Here is a 24,562-nt window from a genome sequence, read left to right on the forward strand (position 1 = left end):
CACCGCCCGGCGATGCGGGCGCGCTCAGGACGCGCCGTCGGCGCGGAGCGGGAAGACGTTGCCCTGGGCGTTGTCGCGCAGCGACCCCAGCACCGCCCCGATCTTGTCCGCCGGCATCGGCTTGAAGAAGTGGTAGCCCTGCGCGGCGGTGCAGCCCAGCTCCGCCAGGGCGGTCCGCTGCTCGGCGGTCTCCACCCCCTCGGCCACCACCCGCAGCCCCAGCTCATGGGCGAGCCCGACGGTGGTCCGGACGATCGCCGCCGCCTCCGGCGAGTCGGCCATCCGGATCACGAAGGAGCGGTCGACCTTCAGCTCGTCCACGGCGATCCGGGTCAGGAAGGTCAGCGACGAGAACCCGGTGCCGAAGTCGTCGACGGCCAGCTGCACCCCCATCGACCGCAGGGTGGCCAGCACCTCGTCGATGACCTCCAGCTCGCTCATCACCACCGTCTCGGTGATCTCCAGGACCAGCCGGTGCGGCGGGACCTGGTGCCGGCGCAGCGCGTCGCCGATCTCCCCGGGCAGCCGCGGGTCGAGCAGGCTGCGCGCCGAGAGGTTGACCGAGATCGGCACCTCCAGCCCCTCCCTGGCCCAGTCCGCCGCCACCGCGAGCGCCTTGTCCAGCACGTACCGGGTGAAGGTGCCGAGCTGCTCGCTGCTCTCCACCGGCCGGATGAAGTCGGCCGGGCCGAGCCAGCCGCGGCGGGGGTGCTGCCAGCGGATCAACGCCTCCACCCCGGTCGGCGCGCCGGTGGCCAGGTCCACCGCCGGCTGCAACGCCAGCACGAGCTGGTCGTCGGCCTCCAACGCCTCCCGCAGCTCGGCGAGGAGCGCCAGGTGGTCGGTGCTCGCCGCGTCGCGGGAGCTGTCGTACGCGGCGACGCTGCCGCCGCCCTCCTTCGCCTGGTACATGGCGATGTCGGCCCGGCGCAGCAGCTCGATCATGTCGGCGGTGCCCGCGTCGGCGACCACCACCCCGACCGCCACCTCGACGGACATCCGCACCCCGGCCACCTCGGTCGGCGCGGCGAGCCGCTCGGCGATCTCCCGGGCCTGGCGCAGCGCGTACGCGATCGGGGCGGTCCGGTCGTCGATCACCGGGACCGCGGTCAGCAGCAGGGCGAACTCGTCGCCGCCGAGCCGGCCGAGCAGGTCGCCGGGGCGGGCCAGGGCGGCCAGCCGGTTCGCGGTCAGCCGCAGCAGCTGGTCCCCCGCCGCGTGCCCCAGGGTGTCGTTGACCTCCTTGAACTGGTTGACGTCGAGCAGCAGCAGCGCCACCGGGTGGTCGTGGGCGCGCTGCCGCAGCGCCTGGTCGCCCTTGGTGAGCATGGCGGCCCGGTTGAGCAGCCCGGTGAGCTGGTCGTGCACCGCCTCGTAGGACGACCGGGCGGTGACCAGCCGCAGCTCGCGGTGGGTGGCGGCGTCGTGCAGGGCGGCGGCCAGCGCGTCGCCGAACGCGGCGACGCCGTCCCGTTCCCGGTTGGTCGGCGGCGCGGACCGGGGGAAATGGACCCGCAGCTGACCCACCTCCGCGCTGCCCACCACGAGCGACCGCACCAGCTCGTGGTCGCCCGATGCGGTGGGCGACGGCGGTGACACCTCCCGGTCGCGGACCTGACCGCCGGCGTCCGCCCGGTAACGGCGCCACCGGCCGTCGCCCCGGGCGACGTCCACCTCGACCAGTTCGGCGCCGAACAGGCTGAGGCCGCCGGTCGCGGCGGCGGTCGCCACACCGCGCTCGTCGAGCTGGTTGAGCGCGGCCGTGGCCTCGGCGAACGCCCGCCAGGTGCGCCGCTCCTGGTCGGCCCGGAGCCGGTGCCGGTAGGTCTGCTGGAGCAGCCACAGCGGCGGCGGGAGGAGCAGCAGCCAGCGAGGGTCCAGCTCCAGCAGCGCCACCACCACCAGGCCGACCGCCACGTTGCCGACGAACATGAGCAGCTTGCCGCGGAGCGCGGCGAACAGCGGCGGACCGATCGGGATGCCGTGCCGCAGCGCGAGGCTCGCGCCGCCCAGCCAGGCGGTGGTGAGCAGGTAGACCACCGACCCGACGATCAGCGCGGCGGCGAGTTCCGGGGTCGGCGCGGCGAGCAGCGGCCGGCCGAGCGCGCTGGCCACCGCGGCGGCGAGCGCGGCGGCGGCGGTCAGGGAGGCGATGATCCGGACCAGCTCCAGCACCGGCCGGCGGTCGGTGAGCAGGGACATCGAGGTCCAGGCGGCCCCGGCGCCGAGCAGGGCCGCGGCCGGCAGCCAGCCGGCCGGTACGAGATAGAGGCAGACGATGAGGGCGGCCTCGCCCCAGGTGATGCTGACCATGCCGGCGGCGGTCCGGAACCGCAGGCGGGCGAGCTGGGCCACGGCGAACGTGGCGACCGCGAGGCCGAACCGGGCGGGTGGCGGCAGCGGGTCGTCCGGCGGGAGGGACGCGGGGACGGTGAGCCCCACCAGGGTGGCCACCAGGGCGGTGACCGCGACGGCCGCGGTCACCAGGAGGACGCCGGCCGGCGTGCCACGCAGGCCGAGCCGGTCCGGGGGGTGAGCTTCCCCGCCGGAGGTCACGGGCCCACCCCGTCCACCGGTGGTCCGAGGGCACGGCGGGCGGCCACGGCTGCCACGGACATCGGCGCCCCCTCCCGCGCACGGCTCAGGGACTTTCGGTCCCCCGGCGGAAGGCTAAGCCAAAGCCGGTGGTCGCAACAGGGGGCGACGACCGGCTTCGGCGTGATTCACCCGCCGACTACCCGTTCCGGTGCTGCTGGGAGCCGTTGGGAGCGTCCGATGGTGATTCCTGCGATGAGGTCGCGTCTGTCGGATCGGCGACTGACGCATCGGTGCGACTGTGGTCGGCCGGGCCGGCCTGCGGCGGGAACCGGTCGGGCAGCCGGCGCAGCCGGGCGTTCATGTTGCGGATCAGCAGGATGGTGACGGTGGCCAGCGCAATGATGAGGAAGAGGCCCATCGGGCCGGCCAGGCCACCCGTACGGGTGTCACCGAAGTTGTTCTCCGCGAGCACCTGGGCGGTGGTCAGCATGGTGTTCCTCCGATGTGCGGCTGACCACCAGGGTAGCCCTCCGCCGGATCAGCGGGCATGCGCCGTCTCCCGAACGCCGGCGAACAGGTCGGACTCGGGCAGCGGGCTGTCCACCAGCGAGCGGGCGAGCTGGTAGTCCTCCGTCGGCCAGGCGCGCTGCTGCAGCTCCATCGGCACGTGGAACCAGAAGCCGTCCGGGTCGATCTGGGTGGCGTGGGCCCGCAGGGCGTCGTCGCGGACCGGGAAGTATTCGGCGCACTCCACCCGGGTGGTGATCCGGGGGCCCTTGTCGGGGCGGTCCTCCCAGCGCTTGAGCCACTCCTCGTACGGCGACTCCAGGCCGGCTTCGAGCATCGTCTCGTGCAACGCGGTGATCTTGCCCTTGGAGAAGCCGATGTCGTAGTAGAGCTTCAGCGGCTGCCAGGGCTCGCCCAGCTCGGGGTGGCGCTCCGGGTCGCCGGCGGCCTCGAACGCGGCGACGGTCACCTGGTGGGTCATGATGTGGTCGGGGTGCGGGTAGCCGCCCTCCTCGTCGTACGTGGTGACGACGTGCGGGCGGAACTGACGCATCAACCGCACCAGCGGGGCCGCGGCGACCTCGACGTCCTGGAGCGCGAAGCAACCCTCGGGCAGCGGCGGCAGCGGGTCGCCCTCGGGCAGCCCGGAGTCGACGAAGCCGAGCCAGGCCTGCTCGATGCCGAGGATCGCGCGGGCGGCGTCCATCTCGGCGCGGCGGATCTCGGCGATGTTGGCCCAGACGTCCGGGCGGTCCATCTTCGGGTTGAGCACGCTCCCCCGCTCGCCACCCGTACAGGTAACGACCAGGACATCGACGCCTTCGGCGACGTATTTCGCCGTGGTCGCGGCACCCTTGCTCGACTCGTCGTCGGGATGGGCGTGCACCGCCATGAGACGCAACTGCTGGGCCACCTTCGGCGCTCCTCGTCTGTGCCGACCGGCCGGGCCCACCCGGGCCGGACCGGCTGACCTGCCGGAATCTTCCCGCGCGCCTGCGAAAGCCCCCGTGCTGGCCGGTCGGCGGCTCCGCCGACCTGCCATCCTTGACTCAGCGCCGGGCTGGGAAGATGGACTCTGCCATTCTTGCCGATGCCGCCGACCACAACGCCAGGAGATACCCGCCGGTGAGCGAGACGCACGCCACAATCGCACCGGGTGCGCCGGTGTTCCCGCCCGGCCGCTACGGCCGCCGCCGGGAGCGGGGGCGCCGCCGTCCGCTCCTGCTGGTCGGGCTGGCGGCCGCGCTGCTGGCGGTCCTCGGGCTGGTCGCCGCCAAGCTCTACGACCAGTACGGCGACCCCGAGTACCGGGCCGAGGTGATCACCTACACCGGGATCACCGACACGCGGGTGGTGGTCGACTTCCGGGTCACCGTGCCCCCGGGCGGGTCGGCGACCTGCCTGCTGCGGGCCCGGTCGCACGACGGCGCCGAGGTGGGACAGGCCGAGGCCACCGTGACGGCCCGCCCCGGCCAGCGGCACGTCACCGCCCGGCACGAGGTGCCCACCACCGCCCGCCCGTTCATCGGTGAGGTGCTGCGCTGCCGGCCGGCCGGCTGACCTCACGCGGCCCGGCCCGCCCACGCGTACCCCCGGTTCAGCCAGCGGCACCGGGGGTGATCGGCGACACCCTGACGGGTGCGGCACTGGTAACTTGGTAGTTCACCTGTCAGCCAGTCCGCACCAACCGAGGAGACCGCCTGTGTCCACCAACGGCAACGAGGCGCCCGCCACCTGGCTGTCCCAGGAAGCGTACGACCGCCTGCAGGCCGAGCTCGACGAGCACATCGCCAACCGGCCGGTCATCGCCGCCGAGATCAACGCCCGCCGCGAGGAGGGCGACCTGCGGGAGAACGGCGGCTACCACGCCGCCCGCGAGGAGCAGGGCAAGGCCGAGGGGCGCATCCTCTACCTGAAGGAGCTGCTCCGCACCGCCCAGGTGGGCGAGGCCCCGACCGCCGACGCGGTGTCGCCCGGCATGGTCGTGACGATCTACTTCGACGACGACGCCGACGACACGGAGACCTTCCTGCTCGGCTCCCGGGAGATCGCCTCCACCACCGACCTGACCGTCTACAGCCCCGAGTCCGCGCTCGGCAAGGCGATCCTGGGCGGCAAGGAGGGCCAGACCTGCACCTACAAGGCACCGAGCGGCGCCGACATCAAGGTGACGGTCGTCAAGTTCGAGCCCTTCACCGGCTGAGAGCCACCGGACCCGCGCCGGCCGGCTCGGGTCCGACCCCGACCGAGGCTGACAGGCTCCTCGGACCCGAGCCACCCGCGACCGCCCCGGACCGAATCATCGGCCGGGGCGGTCGCGTCGTCGCGGACCGGGAATCACGACTCGGCCGCGAACACCACCTGGTAGCCGCTGGCCCGCAGGGCGCTGATCAGCTTGTCCGAGTGCTCCACGCCGCGGGTCTCCACCGAGAGCGCCACCTCCACCTCGCCGAGGCGCAGGTGCGGGTTCGCCCGCTGGTGCTCCACGTCCACCACGTTGGCCCGGTGCTCGGCGATCTCGCTGAGCAGCGAGGCGAGCTGACCCGGCCGGTCCGTGCAGCGGACGGTCACCCGCAGGTAGCGGCCGGCGGCGGCCAGGCCGTGCTCGATCACCCGCAGCATCAGCAGCGGGTCGATGTTGCCGCCGGAGAGCACCGCCACCACCGGCGCCTCCACCTCGACCGCCCCGGCCAGCAGCGCGGCCACCCCGACCGCGCCGGCCGGCTCCACCACCTGCTTGCCGCGCTCCAGCAGCATCAGCAGGGCCCGGGAGATGTCCTCCTCGGAGACGGTGACGATCTCGTCGACCAGCTTGCGGACGTGGGTGAAGGTCAGGTCACCGGGACGGCCGACCGCGATGCCGTCGGCGATCGTCGAGAACGACGGCAGGCGGACCGGCTCGCCGGCCTTGAGCGAGGGCGGGAACGCCGCGGCGGTCGCCGCCTGCACGCCGATCACGCGTACGTCGGGACGCAGCGCCTTGGCGGCCACCGCCATCCCGGAGATCAGGCCACCGCCGCCCACCCCGGTCACGATCGTCCTGACGTCCGGGCACTGTTCGAGGATCTCCAGCGCCACCGTGCCCTGACCGGCGATGACGTCCGGATGGTCGAACGGGTGGATGAACATCGCCCCGGTGCGCTCGGCGAAGGTCTGCGCCGCGACCAGCGACTCGTCCACCGTGTTGCCGACCAGTTCGACCGCGGCGCCGTACCCCTTCGTGGCGGCCACCTTGGGCAGCGGCGCGTTGACCGGCATGAAGACCGTGGCGTGCGTGCCAACCAGGCCGGCGGCGAGCGCCACCCCCTGCGCGTGGTTGCCGGCGCTCGCCGCGACCACGCCGCGTTCCCGCTCCTCGGCGGAGAGCCGGGAGATCCGCACGTACGCCCCGCGCACCTTGTACGACCCGGCGCGTTGCACGTTCTCGCACTTCAGCCACGCCGGACCGCCCAGCACGGCGCTGAGCGGCCGGGAGGGCTCCAGCGGGGTGGTCCGGGTGACGCCGGCGAGCAGTTCCCGCGCGGCCTGTACGTCGGCGAGACCGACCAGTTCCGTCATGCCCCGATCGTGCCACCCGCCCCCGGGGGAACCTGCGGCGACGCCACGGTCGGATCGCTCGCGACCTGCGGCGACGGCCCGGTCACGGGCTGCGTCGGGTAGCCCACGGCGTACCCGGCCGGCGCGCCGGGCCAGCCGGGGGCGACCGGCCAGGCCGGTGCGGCACGCGCGATCCGGTCCTGTTGGGCGGCGGAGATCCGGCGGATCAGCACGATCAGCGTGACCCCGGCGACCAGGCAGGCGGCCGTGGGGATCAGCCGCGGGCCGATCGCGTCCTGGTAGTAGCGGACGTACGTCTGGAACTCCGCGTCGCTGCGGGGCCACTCGGTCAGCCTGGTGTACCGCTGGTCGTCGAGTCGGCTGACGACGCGCTCGCCGAAGGTGAACACCAGCCAGGCGGCCCACCAGAGCCCGACCAGGCCGGGGGTGCTCCGGCGCCACAGGCTGTCCCGGGCCACGTTGGCCACCACCCGCGCCGGCACCACGAAGTTGGCGAACGGCACCAGCCACCCGGCGATCGCCCATCCCGGACCCATCGTCGGCAGGGCCCCCGGAAACGCCTCGAGGTTCTTCCGCACCCGCCAGGTCCAGATGATCACCAGCACCGCAGCGGTCAGGAAGGCCAGCAGGTAGGGCAGGACAAGGAGGAGTTCGGCCACCGCCGCGCCCATCAGCAGGTCGCGGTCGGCCTGCTCGGCCGCCGCGCGGGCCACCCGCACCCCGACGACGGGGAACAGCGCGCTCGGCAGGTAGAGCACGCTGGCCGCGCCGACCGCGATCGCGGCGGCCGTGCCCAGGCCGCGCACCGCGTACGTGGGCACGCCGGGGCTGACCGCCGGCTGGCCGAGCGGGGTGCCGCAGCGCTGGCACTCGTTGAAGGCCGGGGACGTGGCGTCCCCGCAGGTCTGGCAGGGCATCGACGTCATCCCCCGTGGTCCGCGTGTGGAAGTGCGGACACGTTAGACGATCATGCGGCGGCCGGCGACCCCGTGCCGACCCGGGGGTAGCCGGGGGCGTGCCGCTGCCAGGGGGCCTGCATCTCGAACTGGCCAGCGACGCCGAGCAGCAGCAGCTCCGAGCCGGGCGGGCCGACGAACTGCACGGCGACCGGCAGGCCGTCCGGGCGGCGGCCCACCGGCACCACGATCGCCGGCAGCCCGGCGATGTTCCACGGCGCGGCGTACGGGGCGTACCGGATGTTGGCCCGCATGTTCGCCAGCCAGGAGCGACCGGACCAGCCGGCAGCCTCCGGCGGCAGGGCGGCCAGCGCCGGGGTGAGCAGCAGGTCGATCGAGTGGTCGGCGAAGAAGTTCACGGACCGCTCGCGCCAGGCGGCCCGGTCGGCCTCGCGGACGTACCCCCGGCGCTGCGCCCACTCGCCGAGGCTGACGTGCCGGCGACTGCGCGCCTGCAGCCCGCGCCGCTCCACCCCGGCGGCCCGGACATCGGCGGCGGCCGCGGCGAACCAGGTGGCCAGGCCCTTGAGGCCGAGCGCGGTCGGGTAGATCGGGTCGGCAGGGACGGTGTCGTGCCCGGCGGCGGCGAGCAGCCGGCCGGCGGCGGCCACCGCGTCCCGGTTGGGGGCGTCCGGCGAGACGCCCCGAACCGGCGAGCGCAGCGAGACGCCCACCCGCAGCCGCTGCGGCGGCACCAGCTTCTCCGGGCGGCGGCCGGCCAGCACCGAGAAACCGACCGCCGCGTCGGCGACCGTGGTGGTCAACATGCCGTGCTCGGCGAGGCCGAACCAGTCGTCCGCGCCGAGCTGGTAGGGGATCACGCCCCGGCCGGGCTTGAGCCCGACCAGGCCGCAGCAGGCGGCCGGGATCCGGATCGAGCCGAGGCCGTCGTTGCCGTGCGCCATCGGCACCAGCCCGGCGGCCACCGCGGCGGCCGCGCCGCCGGAGGAGCCGCCGGGGGTGCGCCGCAGGTCCCAGGGGTTGCGGGTCACGCCGGTCTCGTCGTCGGTGAGCGCCCAGAGGCCGAGCTCCGGCATCCGGGTCACCCCGAGGATCACCGCGCCCGCACCGCGCAGGCGGCGGACCACCTCGTGGTCCGCCTCCGCCACCGGGGTACGGCAGGCGGCCGACCCGTTCCAGGTGGGCAGGCCGGCGACCGGGGTGTTCTCCTTGACCGCGACCGGCACCCCGGCCAGCGGGAGGTTGGCCAGGTCGTCCTGCTCGTCGACCTTCTCCGCCTCGGTGATCGCCTCCCCGCCGCGCACCGTGCGGAACGCGGCCAGGTCGGCGTCGGTGCGCCCGATGTAATCCAGGTGGTCGGCCACCACCTGGGTGGCGGAGACGTCACCCCGGCGTACGCCCCGGGCGACCTGCTTGGCGGTCGCCCCCACCCAGGTCGTCGGCATGATGTCCGGCACGGCCATCCTCCCCAGCCAGCGGTCAGCCCAGCGCCTGCTCCAGATCGGCGAGCAGGTCGTCGACCGTCTCGATGCCGACAGACAGTCGCACGAGATCGCCGGGAACTTCAAGCGGCGAGCCGGCAGCACTTGCGTGTGTCATCCGTCCCGGGTGCTCGATCAGGGACTCGACCCCGCCGAGGGACTCGGCGAGCACGAAGAGCTTGGCCCGGTTGCAGATCTCCACGGCGTGCTCCTCGCCGCCCGCCGCGCGGAACGAGATCATGCCGCCGAACCGGCGCATCTGCTTGGCGGCCACCTCGTGACCGGGGTGCGACGGCAGGCCCGGGTAGATGACCTGGCCGACCTTGGCATGACCGTCCAGGTAGGCCGCGATCCGCTCGGCGTTGTCGCAGTGCCGGTCCATCCGTACCCCGAGGGTCTTGATGCCCCGCAGGGTGAGCCAGGCGTCGAACGGGCCGTTGACGGCGCCCATCGCGTTCTGGTGGTAGCGCAGCTCCTCGCCGAGCGTCCGTTCGGCGGCGATCAGGGCGCCACCGACCACGTCGGAGTGTCCGCCGATGTACTTGGTGGTGGAGTGGACCACCACGTCCGCGCCGAACGCGATCGGCTGCTGGAGGTACGGCGAGGCGAAGGTGTTGTCGACCACCAGCAGCGCGTCGGCCTCGTGCGCGACGCCGGCCAGGGCGGCGAGGTCGGCGATGCCGAGCAGCGGGTTGGTCGGCGTCTCCACCCAGACGATCTTCGTGGCGCCCGGGCGGATGGCCGCCCGCACGGCGTCCGGGTCGGAGACCTTCGCCGGGGTGTACGCCAGCCCCCAGCGCTCGGCGACCTTGGCGAAGAGCCGGTAGGTGCCGCCGTACGCATCGTCCGGGATAACCACGTGGTCACCCGGCTTGCACACGGTCCGCAGCAGGGCGTCCTCGGCGGCCAGGCCGCTGGCGAAGGCGAGCCCGACCGGCCCGCCCTCCAGCGCGGCCAGGCACTCCTGGAGCGCGTCCCGGGTCGGGTTGCCGGAGCGGCTGTACTCGTAGCCCTGCCGGGGCGCGCCGACGGCGTCCTGGGCGTACGTGCTGGTCTGATAGATCGGTGGGATCACCGCGCCGGTGCGGGCCTCCGGGTCCTGACCGGCGTGGATGGCGAGCGTGTCGAAGCCGTGACTCATGCCCGAGACGTTAGTCCGCCCTCCCGTCCCACCGGGTGGAACCCCGCCGCGGGTCACACCGTTCGCCGTGTCGGTGGGGCAGGCCATACTGGCTCGGTGACGTCAAACGTGCCGCTGCCGTCCCGGCTGATCGGGGCGGCCGACCGGATCCCGTCCTCGCTCGGACTGCTGGCCGGCCCCGATCGGGGAACAGTGCGCCTTCCGGTGCAGCTCGCCTGGTCAGGGCCGGCGGACTATGACGTCGCCGACCCGCGCGAACGGCTGACGCTCTACTGCCTCCTGCTCGACTGCGGCCAGCGTGACGACATCGTCCGGTACGTCAACGCCACCCTGCTCCGCCGGGACTGGCCCCGGATCAAGCGCCTGACGGCTCGTCGTCTGACGATGCTCTGGGAGCGCAGGCTGCCCGAACTCTGCGCGGGCTAGATGGACGAGCTGCACCGCCGGCTACTCGAGGTCGGCTTCGCCGCCGGCGACGACCTCGGGCTGATGCTTGCGGGCGGATACGCCATGTGCGCTCACGAGCTGGTGGACCGCCCCTCCCAGGACATCGACTTCGCGACCGCCACCGCCCTGCCGCTCACCGTCGTGGTGGCGCGACTCTCGGACGCGTACCTCGCCGCCGGGTTCGCCGTTCAGGTCATCGAAACGACACCACGGATGGCCCGGATGCTCGTCACGGACGGCGCGGTGTCCTGCGAGGTCGACCTCCTCAAGGAGGCCCTGAGGCCACCAGCCCGGCTGAACATCGGGCCGGTCCTCGCCTTCGAAGACGCGGTCGGGCTCAAGGTGCGCGCGCTGCACGACCGGGCCGCGCACCGGGACTTCATCGACGTGCGCGCCGCGAACGGTCAGCTCGGTTGGGTCGAGCTGGAGAAGCTGTGTGCCTGCCACACGGTCGGCTTCTCCCTGGAAGAGCTGGCCGATCGGTTGGGTGGCATCGAGGAACGCGACACTCGCACCTTTCTCTCGTACGGACTCGACGCCTCGGCCGTCAACGAGCTGCGCGACTGGGCGCTGCGATGGGAGACGGACATCAGGAATCGGCTGGCGAGCGGGGAGACCGGCCCCACCGGCGTTCTCGACAGCGAGTGGGAAACCTACCTGGACCGGCTGTAGACGGAGTGCTTGGTCCAGGCCAGCCCTCAGCGAACCGGGGACTGACCGGCGCCCGGCGGGCGGCGGCGTCCCGGCGGAGCGCATAGCCTGGCCCGGTGAGCGGGTGCGTGTTCTGCGGGATCGTGGCGGGCAAGGTGCCCGCGTTCACCGTCGTCGACGAGCCGGACGGGGTCGCCTTCCTGGACACCCGACCGGTGTTCAAGGGGCACGTGCTGGTGGTGCCGCGCCCCCACGTGGTCACCCTCGACACGCTCCCGGCCGAGCTGCTGCCCGGCTACTTCCGGCTGGTCCAGCGGATCATCGTCGCGGTGGAGACCGGCCTGGGGTCCGGTGGGACGTTCGTGGCGGTCAACAATAAGGTGTCCCAGTCCGTCCCGCACCTGCACACCCACGTGGTGCCCCGGACGAAGGGCGACGGGCTGCGCGGCTTCTTCTGGCCGCGTACCCGCTACCCGGACGACGCGGAGGCCCGGGAGTACGCCGACCGGATCGCCGCCGCCATCAACCTGCCGTGAGGATGCTCCGGCGGTCGCCGGCCGAACGGGGGACGGCCCACGGCCTGACCGCAGACGGTGCGGGTAAGGATGCCGGGCCCGGCGGCGTTGCAGCCTGCGAACGGTACGAAAGGAGTCCCGACCGTGTTCCTTCGCCGCATGAAGGCCGAAATGATCTCCCCCGACCAGGCCCTGCCGGGCCGGCTGATCGCGATGCCCGTCGCCGACCGGCACGAGGTGCTGCCGTCCGCCCTGAAGGGCCCCTTCCCGGAGGGCTCGCAGGTGGCCGTCTTCGGGATGGGCTGCTTCTGGGGCGCCGAGCGGCTCTTCTGGACCCTCCCGGGCGTGATCACCACGTCGGCCGGTTACGCGGGTGGCTACACCCCGAACCCGACGTACGAGGAGGTCTGCTCGGGGATGACCGGGCACGCCGAGGTGGTCCAGGTCGTCTACGACCCGACGAAGATCAGCTACGAGGACCTGCTCAAGGTCTTCTGGGAGAACCACGACCCGACCCAGGGCATGCGCCAGGGCAACGACGTCGGCACGCAGTACCGGTCGGCGATCTACGCCGGCACCGACGAGCAGCTCGCCACCGCACAGGCGTCCCGGGACGCGTTCGCGCCGATCGTGGCGCGGGCCGGCAAGGGTGAGATCACCACGGAGATCACCCGGCTCGGCGACTACTACCTGGCCGAGGACTACCACCAGCAGTACCTGGCCCCGACGAAGAACCCGTACGGCTACTGCAACCATGGCCCCAACGGCATGACCTGCCCGGTGGGCGTGGCGAAGACGGCGTAACCCCCAAGTGTCTGGCGCGGGTCACGGATCCGCGCCAGACCTATCCGTCATCGCGACTGCGCGGCGGCACCACGGTGGTCAGTTTGCCGGTCTTCACGTCGTACGCGTATCCAGAGACCTTGATCTTCGGCGACACCTGCGGCGTGTTGATGAGCTTCTCCACATCTCCCGGCACGGTCTGGGTCGGGTCGAAGACCGCGTTGTCAGCCAGGGCGGCGTCATCAAGGCCTCGCTCGCGGAACCCTTTGCGCAGCGCGGCATCGGCGAACCCCATCCCGCAGTCCGTGTGATGCACGACAGCGATGTCGAACCAGTCCGCGTCGGGCGCCTTGATCTCGTGCAGATAACTGATCCACGCCAGGTCCAGGATCGCGGCGGGAGTGACCCGACCGCCCAATGACCGGGAGACGATGGCGTCCCCGAAGGACAGATCGAAGATGAACGCCGGGTCAACCCGCGGATCGAGGCACGTGATGACGAAAAGCTGCCGGTTGGGGATGAACGGGATCTTCGGGGCACGATCCACAGCATCCGTGGCAGCGAAACGGACATTGCGCTGCAGCAGATCGTCCATTTTACCCATTTTCGGAGCCTAAGTCGGCCGCCCCGCCAAGCGGCCTCGAACGCGCAATCCAGGCGACATCGGAGTACCGCTCTGGTCGAAGAACCCGAACGGGTACTGCAACCACGGCCCCAACGGGCTGAGCTGCCCGGTCGGCGTGGCCCGTACCGCCGGCCGACCCACCGGATGTCCGTTTCCGGGCCTGCGGTGTTTGTCACACCACAGGCCCGATCCGATTCGGGCACCCGGCGGGCGGCCGATCGGAAACCCGCCCCTGGCCGCCCACAGAATTTGCGGGGCGGGCATCCTAGCAAAGACCCAACACCAGCGATATCACCTCAACAGGCGGACCGCACCGAGCTCTGGCAGCATTGCCTGGCATGTGCGGACTGGCTGGGGAGTACCGCCGTGACGGCTCACGCGCCGATGTCGGTGCGGTCGAGCGCATGGCGGCCACGATGGACGACCGAGGGCCCGACGACGGCGGGGTGTGGTCCCAGGGCCCGGTGGCCCTCGGTCACCGCCGCCTGAAGATCATCGACCTGTCGGCGGCCAGCGGCCAGCCCCTGGTCGACCCCACCGCCGGCCTCACCGGCGTCTTCAACGGCTGCATCTACAACTACCGGGAGCTGCGCGAGGAGCTGCGGGCCAAGGGCCACCGCTTCTTCTCCTCCGGCGACAGCGAGGTCGTGCTCAAGGCGTACGCCGAGTGGGGGCTCGACTTCGTCGACCACCTGGTCGGCATGTTCGCCGTGGCGATCACCGAGCGGGACACCGGGCGCCTGGTCCTGGCCCGGGACCGGCTCGGCATCAAGCCGCTCTACCTGGCCGAGACCCCGGGCGCGGTGCGCTTTGCCAGCACCCTGCCGGCGCTGCTGGCCGGCGGCGGGATCGACACCTCGATCGACCCGGTGGCGCTCGCCCACTACCTGAGCTTCCACAGCATCGTGCCGCCGCCGCGGACCATCCTGCGCGGCGTCAGCAAGCTCCCCCCGGCCACCGTCCGGGTGTACGAGGCGGACGGCGCCACGCACGAGCGGGTCTACTGGGATCCGTCCTTCACCCGCGCCGCCGAGCGGTCCGGGTGGACGGAGCGGGACTGGCAGGACGCGCTGCTGGAGTCGCTCACCACCGCCGTACGCCGCCGCATGGTGGCCGACGTGCCGGTCGGCGTGCTGCTCTCCGGTGGGCTGGACTCGAGCCTGGTCGTCGCGCTACTGGCCGGCGAGGGCCAGTCCGGCCTGGCCACCTTCTCCATCGGCTTCGACGCGGTCGGCGGGCGGGAGGGCGACGAGTTCGTCTACTCCGACCTGGTGGCGAAGACGTTCGGCACCGACCACCACCAGCTCAAGGTGCCCACCGGCGACCTGCTGCCACCGCTGGAGGCCGCGGTCACGGCCATGAGCGAGCCGATGGTCAGCCACGACTGCGTCGCGTTCTGGCTGCTCAGCCAGGAGGTCGCCCGGCACGTCAAGGTGGTCCAGTCCGGCCAGGGCGCCGACGAGATCCTGGGCGGCTACCACTGGTACCCGCCGCTGGCCGGGGTCGACCGGGAGCGGGCGCTCGACACGTACGCGAAGGCCTTCTTCGACCGCGACGCGGCCGGACTGGCCCGGGTGCTCAACCCGGCGTGGCTGGCCGACGGCGACCCGGCGCGGGAGTTCGTCGCCGCCCACCTGGCCCGGCCGGGGGCGCAGACCGCGGTCGACGCCGGCCTGCGGATCGACACCCAGGTCATGCTGACCGACGACCCGGTCAAGCGGGTGGACAACATGACCATGGCGCACGGGCTGGAGGCCCGGGTGCCGTTCCTCGACCACGAGTTCGTGGAGCTGGCCGCGAGCTGCCCGCCGGAGCTGAAGCTGGCCCAGGGCGGCAAGGGCGTGCTCAAGGAGATCGGCCGGCGGGTCCTGCCGCACGAGGTGATCGACCGGCCGAAGGGCTACTTCCCGGTGCCGGGCCTCACCCACCTCGAGGGCAAGCTCCTCGACCGGGTAAGCGACGCCCTCTCCGCGCCCGCGGCCCGCCGCCGGAACCTGTTCCGCGCCGAATACGTCGACGCGCTGCTCGCCGACCCGAACGCCGAACTGACCCCGTTGAACGGAAACAAGCTGTGGCAACTCGGACTCCTGGAAATGTGGCTCCAGAGCCACGGAATCGACTGACCGTGACGGACACCCTCGCCACCGGCACGGCCCGTACCGACCGGGAGCGGGTGCTCGGCCGGCGCCGGGAGAGCGTCGGCCCCGGCGGCGATCCGGTCGCCCCCGGCGTTCCCGAGCCCCGACGGCAGCCGTCCGACGGATCCGGCGTGGTGCTGGACTGCGGCTGGGGCCGGCTGGTCTTCGGGCAGACCTTCGCCGAGCAGGTCGACGTCGCCGACGTGCTGCGCTCCGAGGCGGTCGGCGCCCGGGACATCTGCATCTACCTGCGCGATCCGCACGTGCTGGTGTCCCGGCTCCCGGACGAGCTGTTCATCGACCCGTCGCTGACCTACCGGCTGCCGCTGGGCGAGCGCCGACCGGCCGCCACCGAGAACGGGCAGATCCCCGGCCTGACCATCCGCCCGCTGCGCGACGCCGACGACGCGGACGCGGTGAACCGGATCTACGCGCGCAACGGCATGGTCACCGCGCCGGTCGAGGTGCTGGTCGACAACGCCCACACCGACCGGTTCCTGCACCTGGTCGCCGAGGCCGCCACCGGGGAGGTGGTCGGGACGATCACCGGCGTGGACCACGTCGCGGTCTTCGCCGACCCGGACAACGGCGCGAGCCTGTGGTGCCTCACCGTGGACTTCAACGCCGCCCCGCCCGGCACCGGCCAGGCCCTGCTGACCGCGCTGGCCGACCGGCTCGACGAGCGGGGCCGCGCGTTCGTGGACCTGTCGGTGCTGGCCGAGAACTCCGGGGCGATCCGGCTCTACGAGCGGCTGGGCTTCCACCGCACCGGGACGCTCTGCGTGAAGCGGAAGAACCCGATCAACGAGCGGCTCTTCCTGCCCGCGGCCCCCGAGGGGTACGACGAGCTCAACCCGTACGCGAAGATCATCGCGGACGAGGCGATGCGGCGCGGGATCCGCGTGGAGATCACCGACCCGCACTGGGGCGAGCTGAAGCTGAGCAACGGCGGCCGGACGGTGCACACCCGGGAGTCGCTGTCGGAGCTGACCTCGGCGGTGGCGATGAGCCGCTGCGACGACAAGCGGGTGACCCGGCGGATCGTCACCGAGGCCGGTCTCGCCGTGCCGCGCGGACGGACGGCGACCGGCGACCCGGACGACCTGGCCTTCCTGGCCGACTTCGGACCGGTGGTGGTGAAGCCGGCCCGGGGCGAGCAGGGCAACGGCATCACCGTTGGGGTGCGTACGCCGGAGGCGCTGACCGCGGCGGTCGAGCTGGCCCGCCGGTTCTGCCCGGACGTGCTGATCGAGGAGCTGCGCGACGGCGAGGACCTGCGGGTGGTCGTCATCGACCACGAGGTGGTGGCCGCCGCCGTGCGCCGCCCGGCCCAGATCACCGGCGACGGCGTGCACGACGTCACCGAGCTGATCGAGCGGCAGAGCCGGCGGCGCGCCGCCGCCACGGGTGGCGAGTCGCGCATCCCGGTCGACGACATGACCCGGGAGGTCGTCGCCGCGGCCGGCTACCGGATGCACGACGTGCTCCCGAAGGGCCAGGTGCTGGCCGTACGCCGGACCGCCAACCTGCACACCGGCGGCACCATCCACGACGTGACCGCCGAGCTGCACCCGGTGATCGCCGAGGCGTGCGTGGCGGCCAGCCGGGCGCTGGACATCCCGGTGACCGGGCTGGACCTGCTGGTGCCCGCCCCGGACCGCCCGGAGCACGTGTTCATCGAGGCGAACGAGCGGCCCGGCCTGGCCAACCACGAGCCGCAGCCGACCGCCGAACGTTTCGTCGACCTGCTCTTCCCCGGCACCCGGGCGCCGCAGCGGCTCTGGTCCCCGGCCGGTACGGGAGGCGCCGCGTGAGCCCGAAGCCCCTGGAGATCGACCTCGACTACCTGCGTCAGGTGCTGGTGGAGCTGCTGGAGATCCCCAGCCCGTCGGGGCGTACCGACCACGTCCAGCAGTACGTGGGGGAACGCCTCTCCGCGCTCGGCATCAGTTCGACGCTGACCCGGCGCGGGGCGCTCAGCGCCTACCTGCCCGGCCCCCGGTCCAACGGCGCCGACCGGGCGATCGTGGTGCACACCGACACCATCGGCGGCATGGTGAAACGGCTGAAGCGCAACGGCCGGCTGGAGCTAAAGCCGATCGGCACGCACAGCGCCCGCTTCGCCGAGGGCGCCCAGGTGCGGATCTTCACCGACGACCTGGACCGGGTGATCACCGGTCAGGTGCTGCCGCTGAAGGCCAGCGGCCACCGCTACAACGAGGCCGTCGACCTGCAGGGCGTCGGCTGGGAGTTGGTCGAGGTACGGGTAGACGAGCCGGTCTCCGACCTCGCCGGCCTGCGCGCGCTCGGCATCGACGCGGGCGACTTCGTCGCGCTGCTGGCCGACCCGACCATCACTCCCAGCGGGTACGTCAAGTCCCGGCACCTGGACGACAAGGCCGGGGTGGCCGCGGTGCTGGCCGCGTTCAAGGCGATGGTCGACGCCGGGGTCACCCCGGCGGTGACCGCCCACCTGCTGGTCACCGTCACCGAGGAGATCGGGCACGGGGCCAGCCACGGCCTCGACCCGGACGTGGCGGAGATCGTCTCGGTGGACGCCGCCGTGGTCGCACCCGGTCAGCAGTCCCGGGAGGATGCCGCCACCCTGGCCATGGGGGACGGGGTGGGTCCGTTCGACTACCACCTGACCCGCCACCTGGCCGCGATCGCCCGGGAGCACGGCGTGGACCTGGTCCGGGACGTCTTCGACTACTACCGCTCGGACGTGGCGGCGGCGGTCGAGGCGGGCGCGCACGCCCGGGTGGCCCTGCTCGGCTTCGGCGTGGACGCCACCCACGGGCACGAGCGCACCCACCTCGACGGGCTGCGTGAGCTGGCCCGGCTGCTCTGCCTCTACCTGCAGCACCCGCTGGTCTTCCCGGAGTGGGACGCCGAGCCCGAGGGCGACCTGGCCGACTTCCCGTCGCTGGCCGTCCAGCCGGCTTCCGCGGAGGGTCCCCGCGACGGGCCGATCGGGATCGACTGACCGCAGCGCTGCGCCCGCCGCTCCTGGTCGCGGCGGGCGCAGCGTCGTACATCGCGCCGGCGGGCGGGCGGGCGAGGGCGTGGGGCGCCGCGGCCCGTCGACCCTTACCCGTCGGTGCGCTCCGCCTCGTGGCGGCGGAGTGCGATGAGCGCCTCGCTCACGCGGAGCACCGCGTCGCGGGCCGCGGGATCCTCCGTGATCAGAGCTTCCGCCTGGTCGGCGAGGTGCCCCAGGAGGACGATCGTGGGCCGTTCGTCGCCGGCGGTGCCCGCCCGCTCGGCGGGTCGGAGGCGGGCTTCGAGTGCGGCCCCGACGTGCTCGGCGATGCGGCCGGCGGCGACGTACTCGGCGATGAGGTAGCGGATGTCGGAGTACCAGGCGGGGTCGCGGGTGACGTCCTCGGGAACGTAACCGGCCCTGACGTTGGCCATCGTCACCGCGACGCTCTCGACGACGTACGACTGAACGGTCGGGTGGAGCACGGCCAACTGCGCATCGGTCAGGGGTAGTGAACTGCCGTCGAGGAAGCAGAAGCCCGGTCCGGTGTTGCTGCCGCTGTTGACCCGCAGCGGCACCTCGTGCTGGGCGAGCCGGATCCCACCGAGCGCGAGCCCGAGATCGTCACGGGCGACGGCCGGCGGCGTGCTCCCGGTCATCTGGATCTTCGGCGCGGTCGGCGGCTGCAGGCCGTACGCGACCCAGTTGACCGTGTGGTCGTACACCGCGTTCTGCACCATGTGCTGCGGGATGCGGGACAGCGAGGGAAGCGCGCACGTCTGCGGCTCACCCGGATAGCCGCCGGGGTAGCTGCCGATGTCCCGCTTCCGCAACGGGCCGTAGTCGGTGATGAGCTTCCAGTCCCCGTGCGAGGCGCCGGCCACCTCCCAGGCACGAAGGACCGGCGAGTCGGCCTGGGCCCGGGCCGCTGCGGAGAGGATCCCGCTCGCCACGTCCCCCTCGGAGTTGATCCGGAAGACCGGCGTGGTCAGGTCGGTCCGGAGGACCCCACCGCCGCCATGCAGGACGACCGCGTCGACGACGTTCGCCAGCGGCTGGATGCCGTTGAAGTAGTTCGCGAGGCGCCCGGCCGACTGCGAGTGACCGGTGGCGATCACGTACCGGGGCGGCGACAGCCGGCCGAGCGGGGCGACGCCCGCCGGGCTGCGCACCGCCTTCACCGCCTGGCTGAAGATGTCGTAGGAGAGGCTGTCGTCGGTGACCGTCCCGCCCACGGTGACGTCCAACGCGCCGTAGCGAGTCGGGCTCCAGGCCCTGAGGCCCGTCGCGGAGTGCAGCCCGGCCCGCTGGGCGGAGACGCCGACCCAGGCGTATCCCTCCCGGATCAGGTGCTCGTGTGACTGGAACCAGTCGACCTCCTGGTCCCACTGGTTGCTGACGTTGTTCCACTCGGCGAGCACCACGCCGTTGAACTTGTCGTCGGAGAGCGGCCGGCGCACCACGATGCGGGTGGCGTACGGCTGGTCGGTGCTGATCACCACTGCCGTGTCCGTACCCCGGGTCGCGTAGCGGGTTGCCGTGCCGGAGATGAAGAACTCCTGCTCGACATAGCCGGCCGCGGCGAGGTTGACGTCGGTGGCGAGGAAAGGGTAGCCGTGGCTGGGGTCCCCGACGGGGGAGGTACTGGCGATCGGTCCGGTGACCAGCGGGTCCGAGACGCTGTCACCGGTCGCGGTGGAGGGACGGCGGGCTCCGTCGGTGGCACCCGCGGGCGGGGCGAGGAACGCGGTCGACGCGCCGATCAGGCTCAACGCGAGCAGGAACCGGGAAGCATTGCGCCGGACTGTGGGCAGGACAGACAAGGTTCACCTCACGATGGGAGCGGCTGGCGCTGAGCCAGGCTGGTGAGACGTCTGTGCGTTACGGCTCTGCCGCACACGGTAATGCTCGGAATAGACGCAAGATATAGCGAAGAAAGTCGAACTTTTGCCTCCGCCGCCAAAAGTGGCTCCTGAGTCGCCCCTCGCCTGTGTGATCCAAACCAGTTGCCGGGCTCCTGCCGGACTGGATAGCGTGGCGGTACACGGGAAAGGAGGTGGTCCAGACTTGTATAGCAATCGGACTCGTGAGGTGGCTGTCCGCTAGCCGCTGTCCTCGACAGTGAAATCCCGTCCGCCGCGAGGCGGGCACCAGGCACCATCGTCGAGACCGTGTGGCAGCGGTGCGGCGAAACCACGACAGCCACCCGACCCCCGGGGTGCCGGCCCAGTCCAGCCGGCCCGCGCGCGAGCGCGGAAGCCCCGGGGGTCGCTTCATGTGTGAGGGGGCCTGCATTGTCGATGCGCGAGCTGGTGGTGCTCGGTACGGCCAGCCAGGCCCCGACCCGGCAACGCAACCACAACGGCTACCTGCTGCGCTGGGACGACGAGGTGCTGCTCTTCGACCCGGGCGAGGGCAGCCAGCGGCAACTGCTGCACACCGGGATCTCCGCCACCGACCTCACCCGGATCTGCGTCACCCACTTCCACGGCGACCACTGCCTGGGTCTGCCCGGCATGATCCAGCGCCTCTCCCTGGACCGGGTGCCCCACCCGGTGGCGGTGACCTTTCCGGCCGGCGGCGCCGACTTCTTCGCCCGGCTGCGCCACGCGTCGAGCTTCTACGAGACCGCCGAGCTGGCCGTGGAGCCGATCGACGCCGACGGGCAGCGGATCAGCCTGGGCATCGGCACGCTGGAGGCGCGCCGCCTGCGACACCCGATCGAGACGTACGGCTACCGGCTGGTCGAGCCGGACGGCTGCCGGATGCTCCCGGAGAAGCTGGCCGCGTACGGCATCGCCGGCCCGGCCGTCGGCAAGCTGCTCCGCGACGGCCACCTGGACGTCGACGGACGCCGCGTCACCCGGGACGAGGTGAGCGTGACCCGGCCGGGCCAGCGGTTCGCCTTCGTGATGGACACCGGACTCTGCGACGGGGTGTGGGCGCTGGCCGAGCACGCCGACCTGCTGGTGATCGAGTCGACATTCCTGGAGTCGGAGGCGGCGCTCGCCGCCGAGGTCGGCCACCTCACCGCGGCGCAGGCCGCGCGGGTGGCGGCCGAGTCGGGGGTACGCACCCTCGTGCTCACCCACTTCTCCCAGCGGTACGCCGACCCCCGCCGGTTCGCCGACGAGGCCCGCGCGCACTTCACCGGGGAGCTGGTGATCGCCGAGGACCTGATGACCGTCCCGGTGCCGCCCCGGCGGGTAGCCTCGCCCGGGTGACCGTCGCCCTGCGCCCCGCCACCGAGGCCGACCTGATGGCGGTCGGCGCGCTGCACCAGCGGTCCCGGGTGGCGGCGTACTCGTCGTTCCTGCCGGCGGAGGCGCTGGCCGCGCCGACGCCCGAGGAGATGGGCCGGTACTGGGTGGAGCGGCTGACCTGGGAGCGGGCCGACCACCGGATGACCGTGGCCGAGCGGGACGGGCGGCTGGTCGGCTTCAGCTATCTGGGGCCGGACGACGCCGGGGACCCGGCCACCGGGCTGCTCAATGCGATCCACCTGGCGCCGGACGAGCGGGGGCGGGGCACCGGGCGGACCCTGATGGTCGACGCCCTGGCCGCGATGCGGGCGCGCGGCTGGAGCCGGGCGGTGCTGTGGGTGCTCCGGGAGAACTTGTCCGCCCGCCGCTTCTACGAGCGCGGCGGCTGGGCCGCCACCGGCGAGGAGCGCGCCGACCGGATCGGCCCCGCGCTGGTGCCCCAGCTCCGCTACGCCCGGAAGCTGTAACCCTTCTTAACGCCTCCGGTAGCGAAGGGTGCCCCGCTTAACCGCCGTTCGCTGTGAGCGGATCGGGGCATGGGGGCCGGCAGCGGCGCGTTGGCATCGGCATGGACAGCGAGCACAGCGAGCGGGCGGAGGACGCCGCGCTCGACGCGTACTCCCGGGTGGTGACCGGCGTGGCGGCCCGGGTGCTGCCCAGCGTGGCCGCCCTGTCGGTACGGACCCCCCGCGGGGCCGGGGCCGGTTCGGCCGTGGTGATCGGCCCGGACGGGCAGTTGCTCACCAGCGCCCACGTCGTGCAGGGGGCCGGGGGCGGCACGGCCGCCTTCGGTGACGGCACCGAGACCCGGTTCCGGGTGGTCGGGGCCGACCCGCTGTCGGACCTGGCCGTGCTGCGCGCCGAGCAGGCCACCGTGCCGCCGGTGGAGCTGGGCAACGCGGACCGGCTGCGGATCGGCCAGCTCGTGGTGGCGGTCGGCAACCCGATGGGGCTCGCCGGCTCGGTCACCGCCGGGGTGGTCTCCGGCCTGGGCCGGTCCCTGCCAGCGCGGGACGGGCGGGTCACCCGGCTGATCGAGGACGTCATCCAGACCGACGCGGCGCTGAACCCGGGCAACTCGGGCGGCGCGCTGGCCGACTCGGCCGGCCGTGTGGTCGGGGTGAACACGGCGGTCGCCGGGCACGGCCTCGGGCTGGCCGTGCCGATCAACGCGACGACCCGGCAGATCATCGCCGACCTGACCAGCGACGGCCGGGTCCGCCGGGCCTGGCTGGGGGTCGCCGGCGTGCCCGTACCGCTGCCGCCGGAGATCACGGCCCGCACCGGGCAGCGTCGTGGGCTGCGGGTGGTGGAGGTCGTGCCGGGCAGCCCGGCCGGGGTGGCCGGGATCTATCTGGGCGACGTGATCGTGGCGGCCGGCGGCCGGCCGGTACAGGACGGCCAGGGCCTGCAACGGCTGATGCTCGGCCCGGCGATCGGCACCCGCCTGCCGGTCACCGTGCTGCGCAAGGGGGCGTACGTCGACGTGGTGGCGGTCCCCACCGAGCTGGGCCGGTAGCCGTCACGCCCCGTCCCGGTCCGAGTCGAGTCGGCGACCGGCGGCCGGGGGCGGTGACGGCGAGGGCCCTTTCCCCGGCCGGGGAAAGGGCCCTCGCTCAGGCGGTCCGGGTCAGCGGGCGCCGAGGTGGGCGAGCAGGTCCTGCCGGGTCAGCACGCCCTTCGGCTTGCCGTCGACCAGCACCAGGGCGGCGTCGGCCTTCTCCAGCAGCGCGACCGCCTCGCTGACCGGCTGCCCCCCGCCGATCATCGGCAGCGGCTCGGCCATGTGCCGCTCGATCGTGTCGTGCAGGTGCGCCTGCCCGGTGAAGAGCGCGTCGAGCAGGTCCCGCTCGGCGATCGAGCCGGCGACCTCGCCGGTGACCACCGGCGGCTCGGCCTTGAGCACCGGGAGCTGGGAGACGCCGTACTCGCGCATGTAGTCGATGGCGTCGCGGACCGTCTCGGTCGGGTGCACGTGCACCAGCTCGGGCAGGCCGCCCGGCTTGCTGGCGAGGGCGTCGGCCACGGTCGGCTCGGTGCCGGAGTCGTCCAGGAAGCCGTACCGGGCCATCCATTTGTCGTTGAAGATCTTCGACAGGTAGCCGCGACCGCTGTCCGGCAGCAGCACCACGACCACGTCGTCCGGGCCGGCCTTGCGGGCCACCTCCAGGGCGCCCACCACGGCCATGCCGCACGAGCCGCCGACCAGCAGGCCCTCCTCGCGGGCCAGCCGTCGGGTCATCTCGAACGACTCCTTGTCCGACACCTCGACGATCTCGTCGGCGACGGTCCGGTCGTACGTCTCCGGCCAGAAGTCCTCACCGACGCCCTCGACCAGGTAGGGCCGGCCGGTGCCGCCGGAGTAGACCGAGCCCTCCGGGTCGGCGCCGACGACCCTGACCCGCCCCTCCGAGGCCTCCTTCAGGTAGCGGCCGATGCCGGAGATGGTGCCGCCGGTGCCGACGCCCGCGATGAAGTGGGTGATCCGCCCCTCGGTCTGCTGCCAGATCTCCGGACCTGTGGTCTCGTAGTGCGAGCGCGGGTTGGCCGGGTTGCTGTACTGGTTGGGCTTCCAGGCGCCGGGGATCTCCCGGGCCAGCCGGTCGGAGACGTTGTAGTAGGAGCGCGGGTCCTCCGGCGCGACGGCGGTCGGGCACACCACCACCTCGGCGCCGTACGCGCGCAGCACGTCCTGCTTGTCCTGGCTGACCTTGTCCGGGCAGACGAAGACGCACTTGTAGCCCTTGAGCTGGGCCACCAGGGCCAGGCCCACCCCGGTGTTGCCGCTGGTCGGCTCGACGATCGTGCCACCCGGCTTGAGGATGCCCGCCTGCTCGGCGTCCTCCACCATCCGCAGCGCGATCCGGTCCTTCACCGAACCGCCCGGGTTGACGTACTCCACCTTCGCCAGCACGGTCGCCTGGATGCCCTCGGTGACGTTGCGCAGGCGTACCAGCGGGGTGTTGCCGATCAGCTCGACGACGTTGTCGTAGTACTGCACCTCGTTGTGCCCTT

General features: G+C 72.8%; 22 protein-coding genes and 1 pseudogene. 13 read left to right on the forward strand and 10 right to left on the reverse strand.

What is annotated here, in order from left to right; genetic code table 11:
• Nucleotides 1-24 precede the first annotated feature (24 nt).
• The 3 genes from Q2K19_RS06395 to mca all read right to left on the reverse strand — a co-directional run bounded on the left by Q2K19_RS06395 (nt 25) and on the right by mca (nt 3,958).
• Nucleotides 25-2,514: a putative bifunctional diguanylate cyclase/phosphodiesterase gene (locus Q2K19_RS06395; protein WP_302772300.1), complete on the reverse strand. Its 2,490-nt coding sequence runs from the start codon at nt 2,512-2,514 to the stop codon at nt 25-27.
• A 220-nt stretch (nt 2,515-2,734) separates the two neighbouring features.
• Nucleotides 2,735-3,028: a hypothetical protein gene (locus tag Q2K19_RS06400; protein ID WP_302768400.1), complete on the reverse strand. Its 294-nt coding sequence runs from the start codon at nt 3,026-3,028 to the stop codon at nt 2,735-2,737.
• Between the two features lie 48 nt (nt 3,029-3,076).
• Entirely contained in the window at nt 3,077-3,958 is an 882-nt protein-coding gene (gene mca / locus Q2K19_RS06405; RefSeq protein ID WP_302768401.1) for a mycothiol conjugate amidase Mca, read from the reverse strand.
• Between the two features lie 212 nt (nt 3,959-4,170).
• Here mca and Q2K19_RS06410 point away from each other — a divergent pair, with 212 nt between their 5' ends.
• Nucleotides 4,171-4,605: a DUF4307 domain-containing protein gene (locus tag Q2K19_RS06410; protein ID WP_302768402.1), complete on the forward strand. Its 435-nt coding sequence runs from the start codon at nt 4,171-4,173 to the stop codon at nt 4,603-4,605.
• Nucleotides 4,606-4,747: 142 nt separating this feature from the next.
• Nucleotides 4,748-5,248, forward strand: coding sequence for a transcription elongation factor GreA (gene greA, locus Q2K19_RS06415; protein WP_302768403.1), 501 nt, complete (start codon nt 4,748-4,750; stop codon nt 5,246-5,248).
• Between the two features lie 134 nt (nt 5,249-5,382).
• Here the strand turns inward: greA and ilvA are convergent, their stop codons facing one another.
• From ilvA to Q2K19_RS06435, 4 genes are read right to left on the reverse strand one after another with little or no spacing between them, the layout of a single operon-like run.
• Nucleotides 5,383-6,603 carry a threonine ammonia-lyase gene (gene ilvA, locus Q2K19_RS06420; protein ID WP_302768404.1) on the reverse strand — a complete coding sequence of 407 codons (1,221 nt, stop codon included), beginning with the start codon at nt 6,601-6,603 and terminating at the stop codon, nt 5,383-5,385.
• Entirely contained in the window at nt 6,600-7,520 is a 921-nt protein-coding gene (locus Q2K19_RS06425) for a DUF4328 domain-containing protein (protein WP_302768405.1), read from the reverse strand. Before Q2K19_RS06425 ends, ilvA begins: the two co-directional genes overlap by 4 nt.
• 50 nt (nt 7,521-7,570) lie before the next feature.
• A complete protein-coding gene (locus Q2K19_RS06430) occupies nt 7,571-8,983 on the reverse strand; it encodes an amidase (RefSeq protein ID WP_302768406.1) in 1,413 nt (470 codons plus the stop codon).
• Nucleotides 8,984-8,999: 16 nt separating this feature from the next.
• Complete coding sequence (locus Q2K19_RS06435) at nt 9,000-10,142, reverse strand: cystathionine gamma-synthase (RefSeq protein WP_302768407.1); 1,143 nt, start codon at nt 10,140-10,142, stop codon at nt 9,000-9,002.
• Between the two features lie 96 nt (nt 10,143-10,238).
• Here Q2K19_RS06435 and Q2K19_RS06440 point away from each other — a divergent pair, with 96 nt between their 5' ends.
• From Q2K19_RS06440 to msrA, 4 genes are all read left to right on the forward strand, one after another.
• Nucleotides 10,239-10,568, forward strand: coding sequence for a hypothetical protein (locus Q2K19_RS06440; RefSeq protein ID WP_302768408.1), 330 nt, complete (start codon nt 10,239-10,241; stop codon nt 10,566-10,568).
• Nucleotides 10,569-11,261 (forward strand): nucleotidyl transferase AbiEii/AbiGii toxin family protein, encoded by a 693-nt coding sequence (locus tag Q2K19_RS06445; RefSeq protein ID WP_302768409.1) that lies wholly within the window; start codon nt 10,569-10,571, stop codon nt 11,259-11,261. It abuts the gene before it with no gap.
• A 95-nt stretch (nt 11,262-11,356) separates the two neighbouring features.
• Nucleotides 11,357-11,776, forward strand: a complete 420-nt coding sequence (locus tag Q2K19_RS06450; protein WP_302768410.1) for an HIT family protein — start codon at nt 11,357-11,359, stop codon at nt 11,774-11,776.
• Nucleotides 11,777-11,899: 123 nt separating this feature from the next.
• Nucleotides 11,900-12,559: a peptide-methionine (S)-S-oxide reductase MsrA gene (gene msrA / locus Q2K19_RS06455; RefSeq protein ID WP_302768411.1), complete on the forward strand. Its 660-nt coding sequence runs from the start codon at nt 11,900-11,902 to the stop codon at nt 12,557-12,559.
• Nucleotides 12,560-12,599: 40 nt separating this feature from the next.
• Here msrA and Q2K19_RS06460 read toward each other — a convergent pair whose 3' ends face one another.
• The gene (locus tag Q2K19_RS06460) at nt 12,600-13,133 is read right to left on the reverse strand and encodes a carbonic anhydrase (protein ID WP_302768412.1); all 534 of its coding nucleotides are present in this window, start codon (nt 13,131-13,133) and stop codon (nt 12,600-12,602) included.
• Nucleotides 13,134-13,218: 85 nt separating this feature from the next.
• Here Q2K19_RS06460 and Q2K19_RS06465 point away from each other — a divergent pair.
• The 4 genes and pseudogenes from Q2K19_RS06465 to Q2K19_RS06480 form a co-directional block, all read left to right on the forward strand.
• A pseudogene (locus tag Q2K19_RS06465) lies at nt 13,219-13,296 on the forward strand (peptide-methionine (S)-S-oxide reductase MsrA); the annotation flags it as partial.
• A gap of 205 nt (nt 13,297-13,501) precedes the next feature.
• Nucleotides 13,502-15,286 carry an N-acetylglutaminylglutamine amidotransferase gene (locus Q2K19_RS06470; protein ID WP_302768413.1) on the forward strand — a complete coding sequence of 595 codons (1,785 nt, stop codon included), beginning with the start codon at nt 13,502-13,504 and terminating at the stop codon, nt 15,284-15,286.
• Nucleotides 15,287-15,288: 2 nt separating this feature from the next.
• Nucleotides 15,289-17,115: an N-acetylglutaminylglutamine synthetase gene (gene ngg / locus Q2K19_RS06475; RefSeq protein WP_302768414.1), complete on the forward strand. Its 1,827-nt coding sequence runs from the start codon at nt 15,289-15,291 to the stop codon at nt 17,113-17,115.
• Nucleotides 17,112-18,287 (forward strand): osmoprotectant NAGGN system M42 family peptidase, encoded by a 1,176-nt coding sequence (locus tag Q2K19_RS06480; protein WP_302768416.1) that lies wholly within the window; start codon nt 17,112-17,114, stop codon nt 18,285-18,287. The genes ngg and Q2K19_RS06480 overlap by 4 nt, the downstream gene beginning before the upstream one ends.
• Before the next feature lie 104 nt (nt 18,288-18,391).
• Here Q2K19_RS06480 and Q2K19_RS06485 read toward each other — a convergent pair whose 3' ends face one another.
• Entirely contained in the window at nt 18,392-20,107 is a 1,716-nt protein-coding gene (locus Q2K19_RS06485) for an alpha/beta hydrolase domain-containing protein (protein ID WP_302768417.1), read from the reverse strand.
• A 471-nt stretch (nt 20,108-20,578) separates the two neighbouring features.
• Between Q2K19_RS06485 and Q2K19_RS06490 the strand changes: the two genes are divergently transcribed.
• The 3 genes from Q2K19_RS06490 to Q2K19_RS06500 all read left to right on the forward strand — a co-directional run bounded on the left by Q2K19_RS06490 (nt 20,579) and on the right by Q2K19_RS06500 (nt 23,066).
• On the forward strand, nt 20,579-21,508 hold the full coding sequence (locus Q2K19_RS06490; RefSeq protein WP_302768418.1) for a ribonuclease Z: 930 nt from the start codon (nt 20,579-20,581) through the stop codon (nt 21,506-21,508).
• Nucleotides 21,505-22,014, forward strand: coding sequence for a GNAT family N-acetyltransferase (locus tag Q2K19_RS06495; protein ID WP_302768419.1), 510 nt, complete (start codon nt 21,505-21,507; stop codon nt 22,012-22,014). The genes Q2K19_RS06490 and Q2K19_RS06495 overlap by 4 nt, the downstream gene beginning before the upstream one ends.
• Before the next feature lie 101 nt (nt 22,015-22,115).
• On the forward strand, nt 22,116-23,066 hold the full coding sequence (locus Q2K19_RS06500; protein WP_302768421.1) for a S1C family serine protease: 951 nt from the start codon (nt 22,116-22,118) through the stop codon (nt 23,064-23,066).
• A gap of 111 nt (nt 23,067-23,177) precedes the next feature.
• Here Q2K19_RS06500 and Q2K19_RS06505 read toward each other — a convergent pair whose 3' ends face one another.
• Entirely contained in the window at nt 23,178-24,548 is a 1,371-nt protein-coding gene (locus Q2K19_RS06505) for a cystathionine beta-synthase (protein WP_302768423.1), read from the reverse strand.
• Nucleotides 24,549-24,562 lie beyond the last annotated feature (14 nt).

Source organism: Micromonospora sp. NBRC 110009 (assembly GCF_030518795.1).
Classification (GTDB): Bacteria; Actinomycetota; Actinomycetes; order Mycobacteriales; family Micromonosporaceae; genus Micromonospora.

Coding starts and splice junctions, on each gene's coding strand:
- Q2K19_RS06400 (WP_302768400.1), bottom strand. CDS start 3,028: ATGCTGACCACCGCCCAGGTGCTCGCGGAGAACAACTTCGGTGACACC.
- ilvA (WP_302768404.1), bottom strand. CDS start 6,603: ATGACGGAACTGGTCGGTCTCGCCGACGTACAGGCCGCGCGGGAACTG.
- Q2K19_RS06425 (WP_302768405.1), bottom strand. CDS start 7,520: ATGCCCTGCCAGACCTGCGGGGACGCCACGTCCCCGGCCTTCAACGAG.
- Q2K19_RS06430 (WP_302768406.1), bottom strand. CDS start 8,983: ATGGCCGTGCCGGACATCATGCCGACGACCTGGGTGGGGGCGACCGCC.
- Q2K19_RS06435 (WP_302768407.1), bottom strand. CDS start 10,142: ATGAGTCACGGCTTCGACACGCTCGCCATCCACGCCGGTCAGGACCCG.
- Q2K19_RS06445 (WP_302768409.1), top strand. CDS start 10,569: ATGGACGAGCTGCACCGCCGGCTACTCGAGGTCGGCTTCGCCGCCGGC.
- Q2K19_RS06460 (WP_302768412.1), bottom strand. CDS start 13,133: ATGGACGATCTGCTGCAGCGCAATGTCCGTTTCGCTGCCACGGATGCT.
- Q2K19_RS06470 (WP_302768413.1), top strand. CDS start 13,502: ATGTGCGGACTGGCTGGGGAGTACCGCCGTGACGGCTCACGCGCCGAT.
- Q2K19_RS06500 (WP_302768421.1), top strand. CDS start 22,116: ATGGACAGCGAGCACAGCGAGCGGGCGGAGGACGCCGCGCTCGACGCG.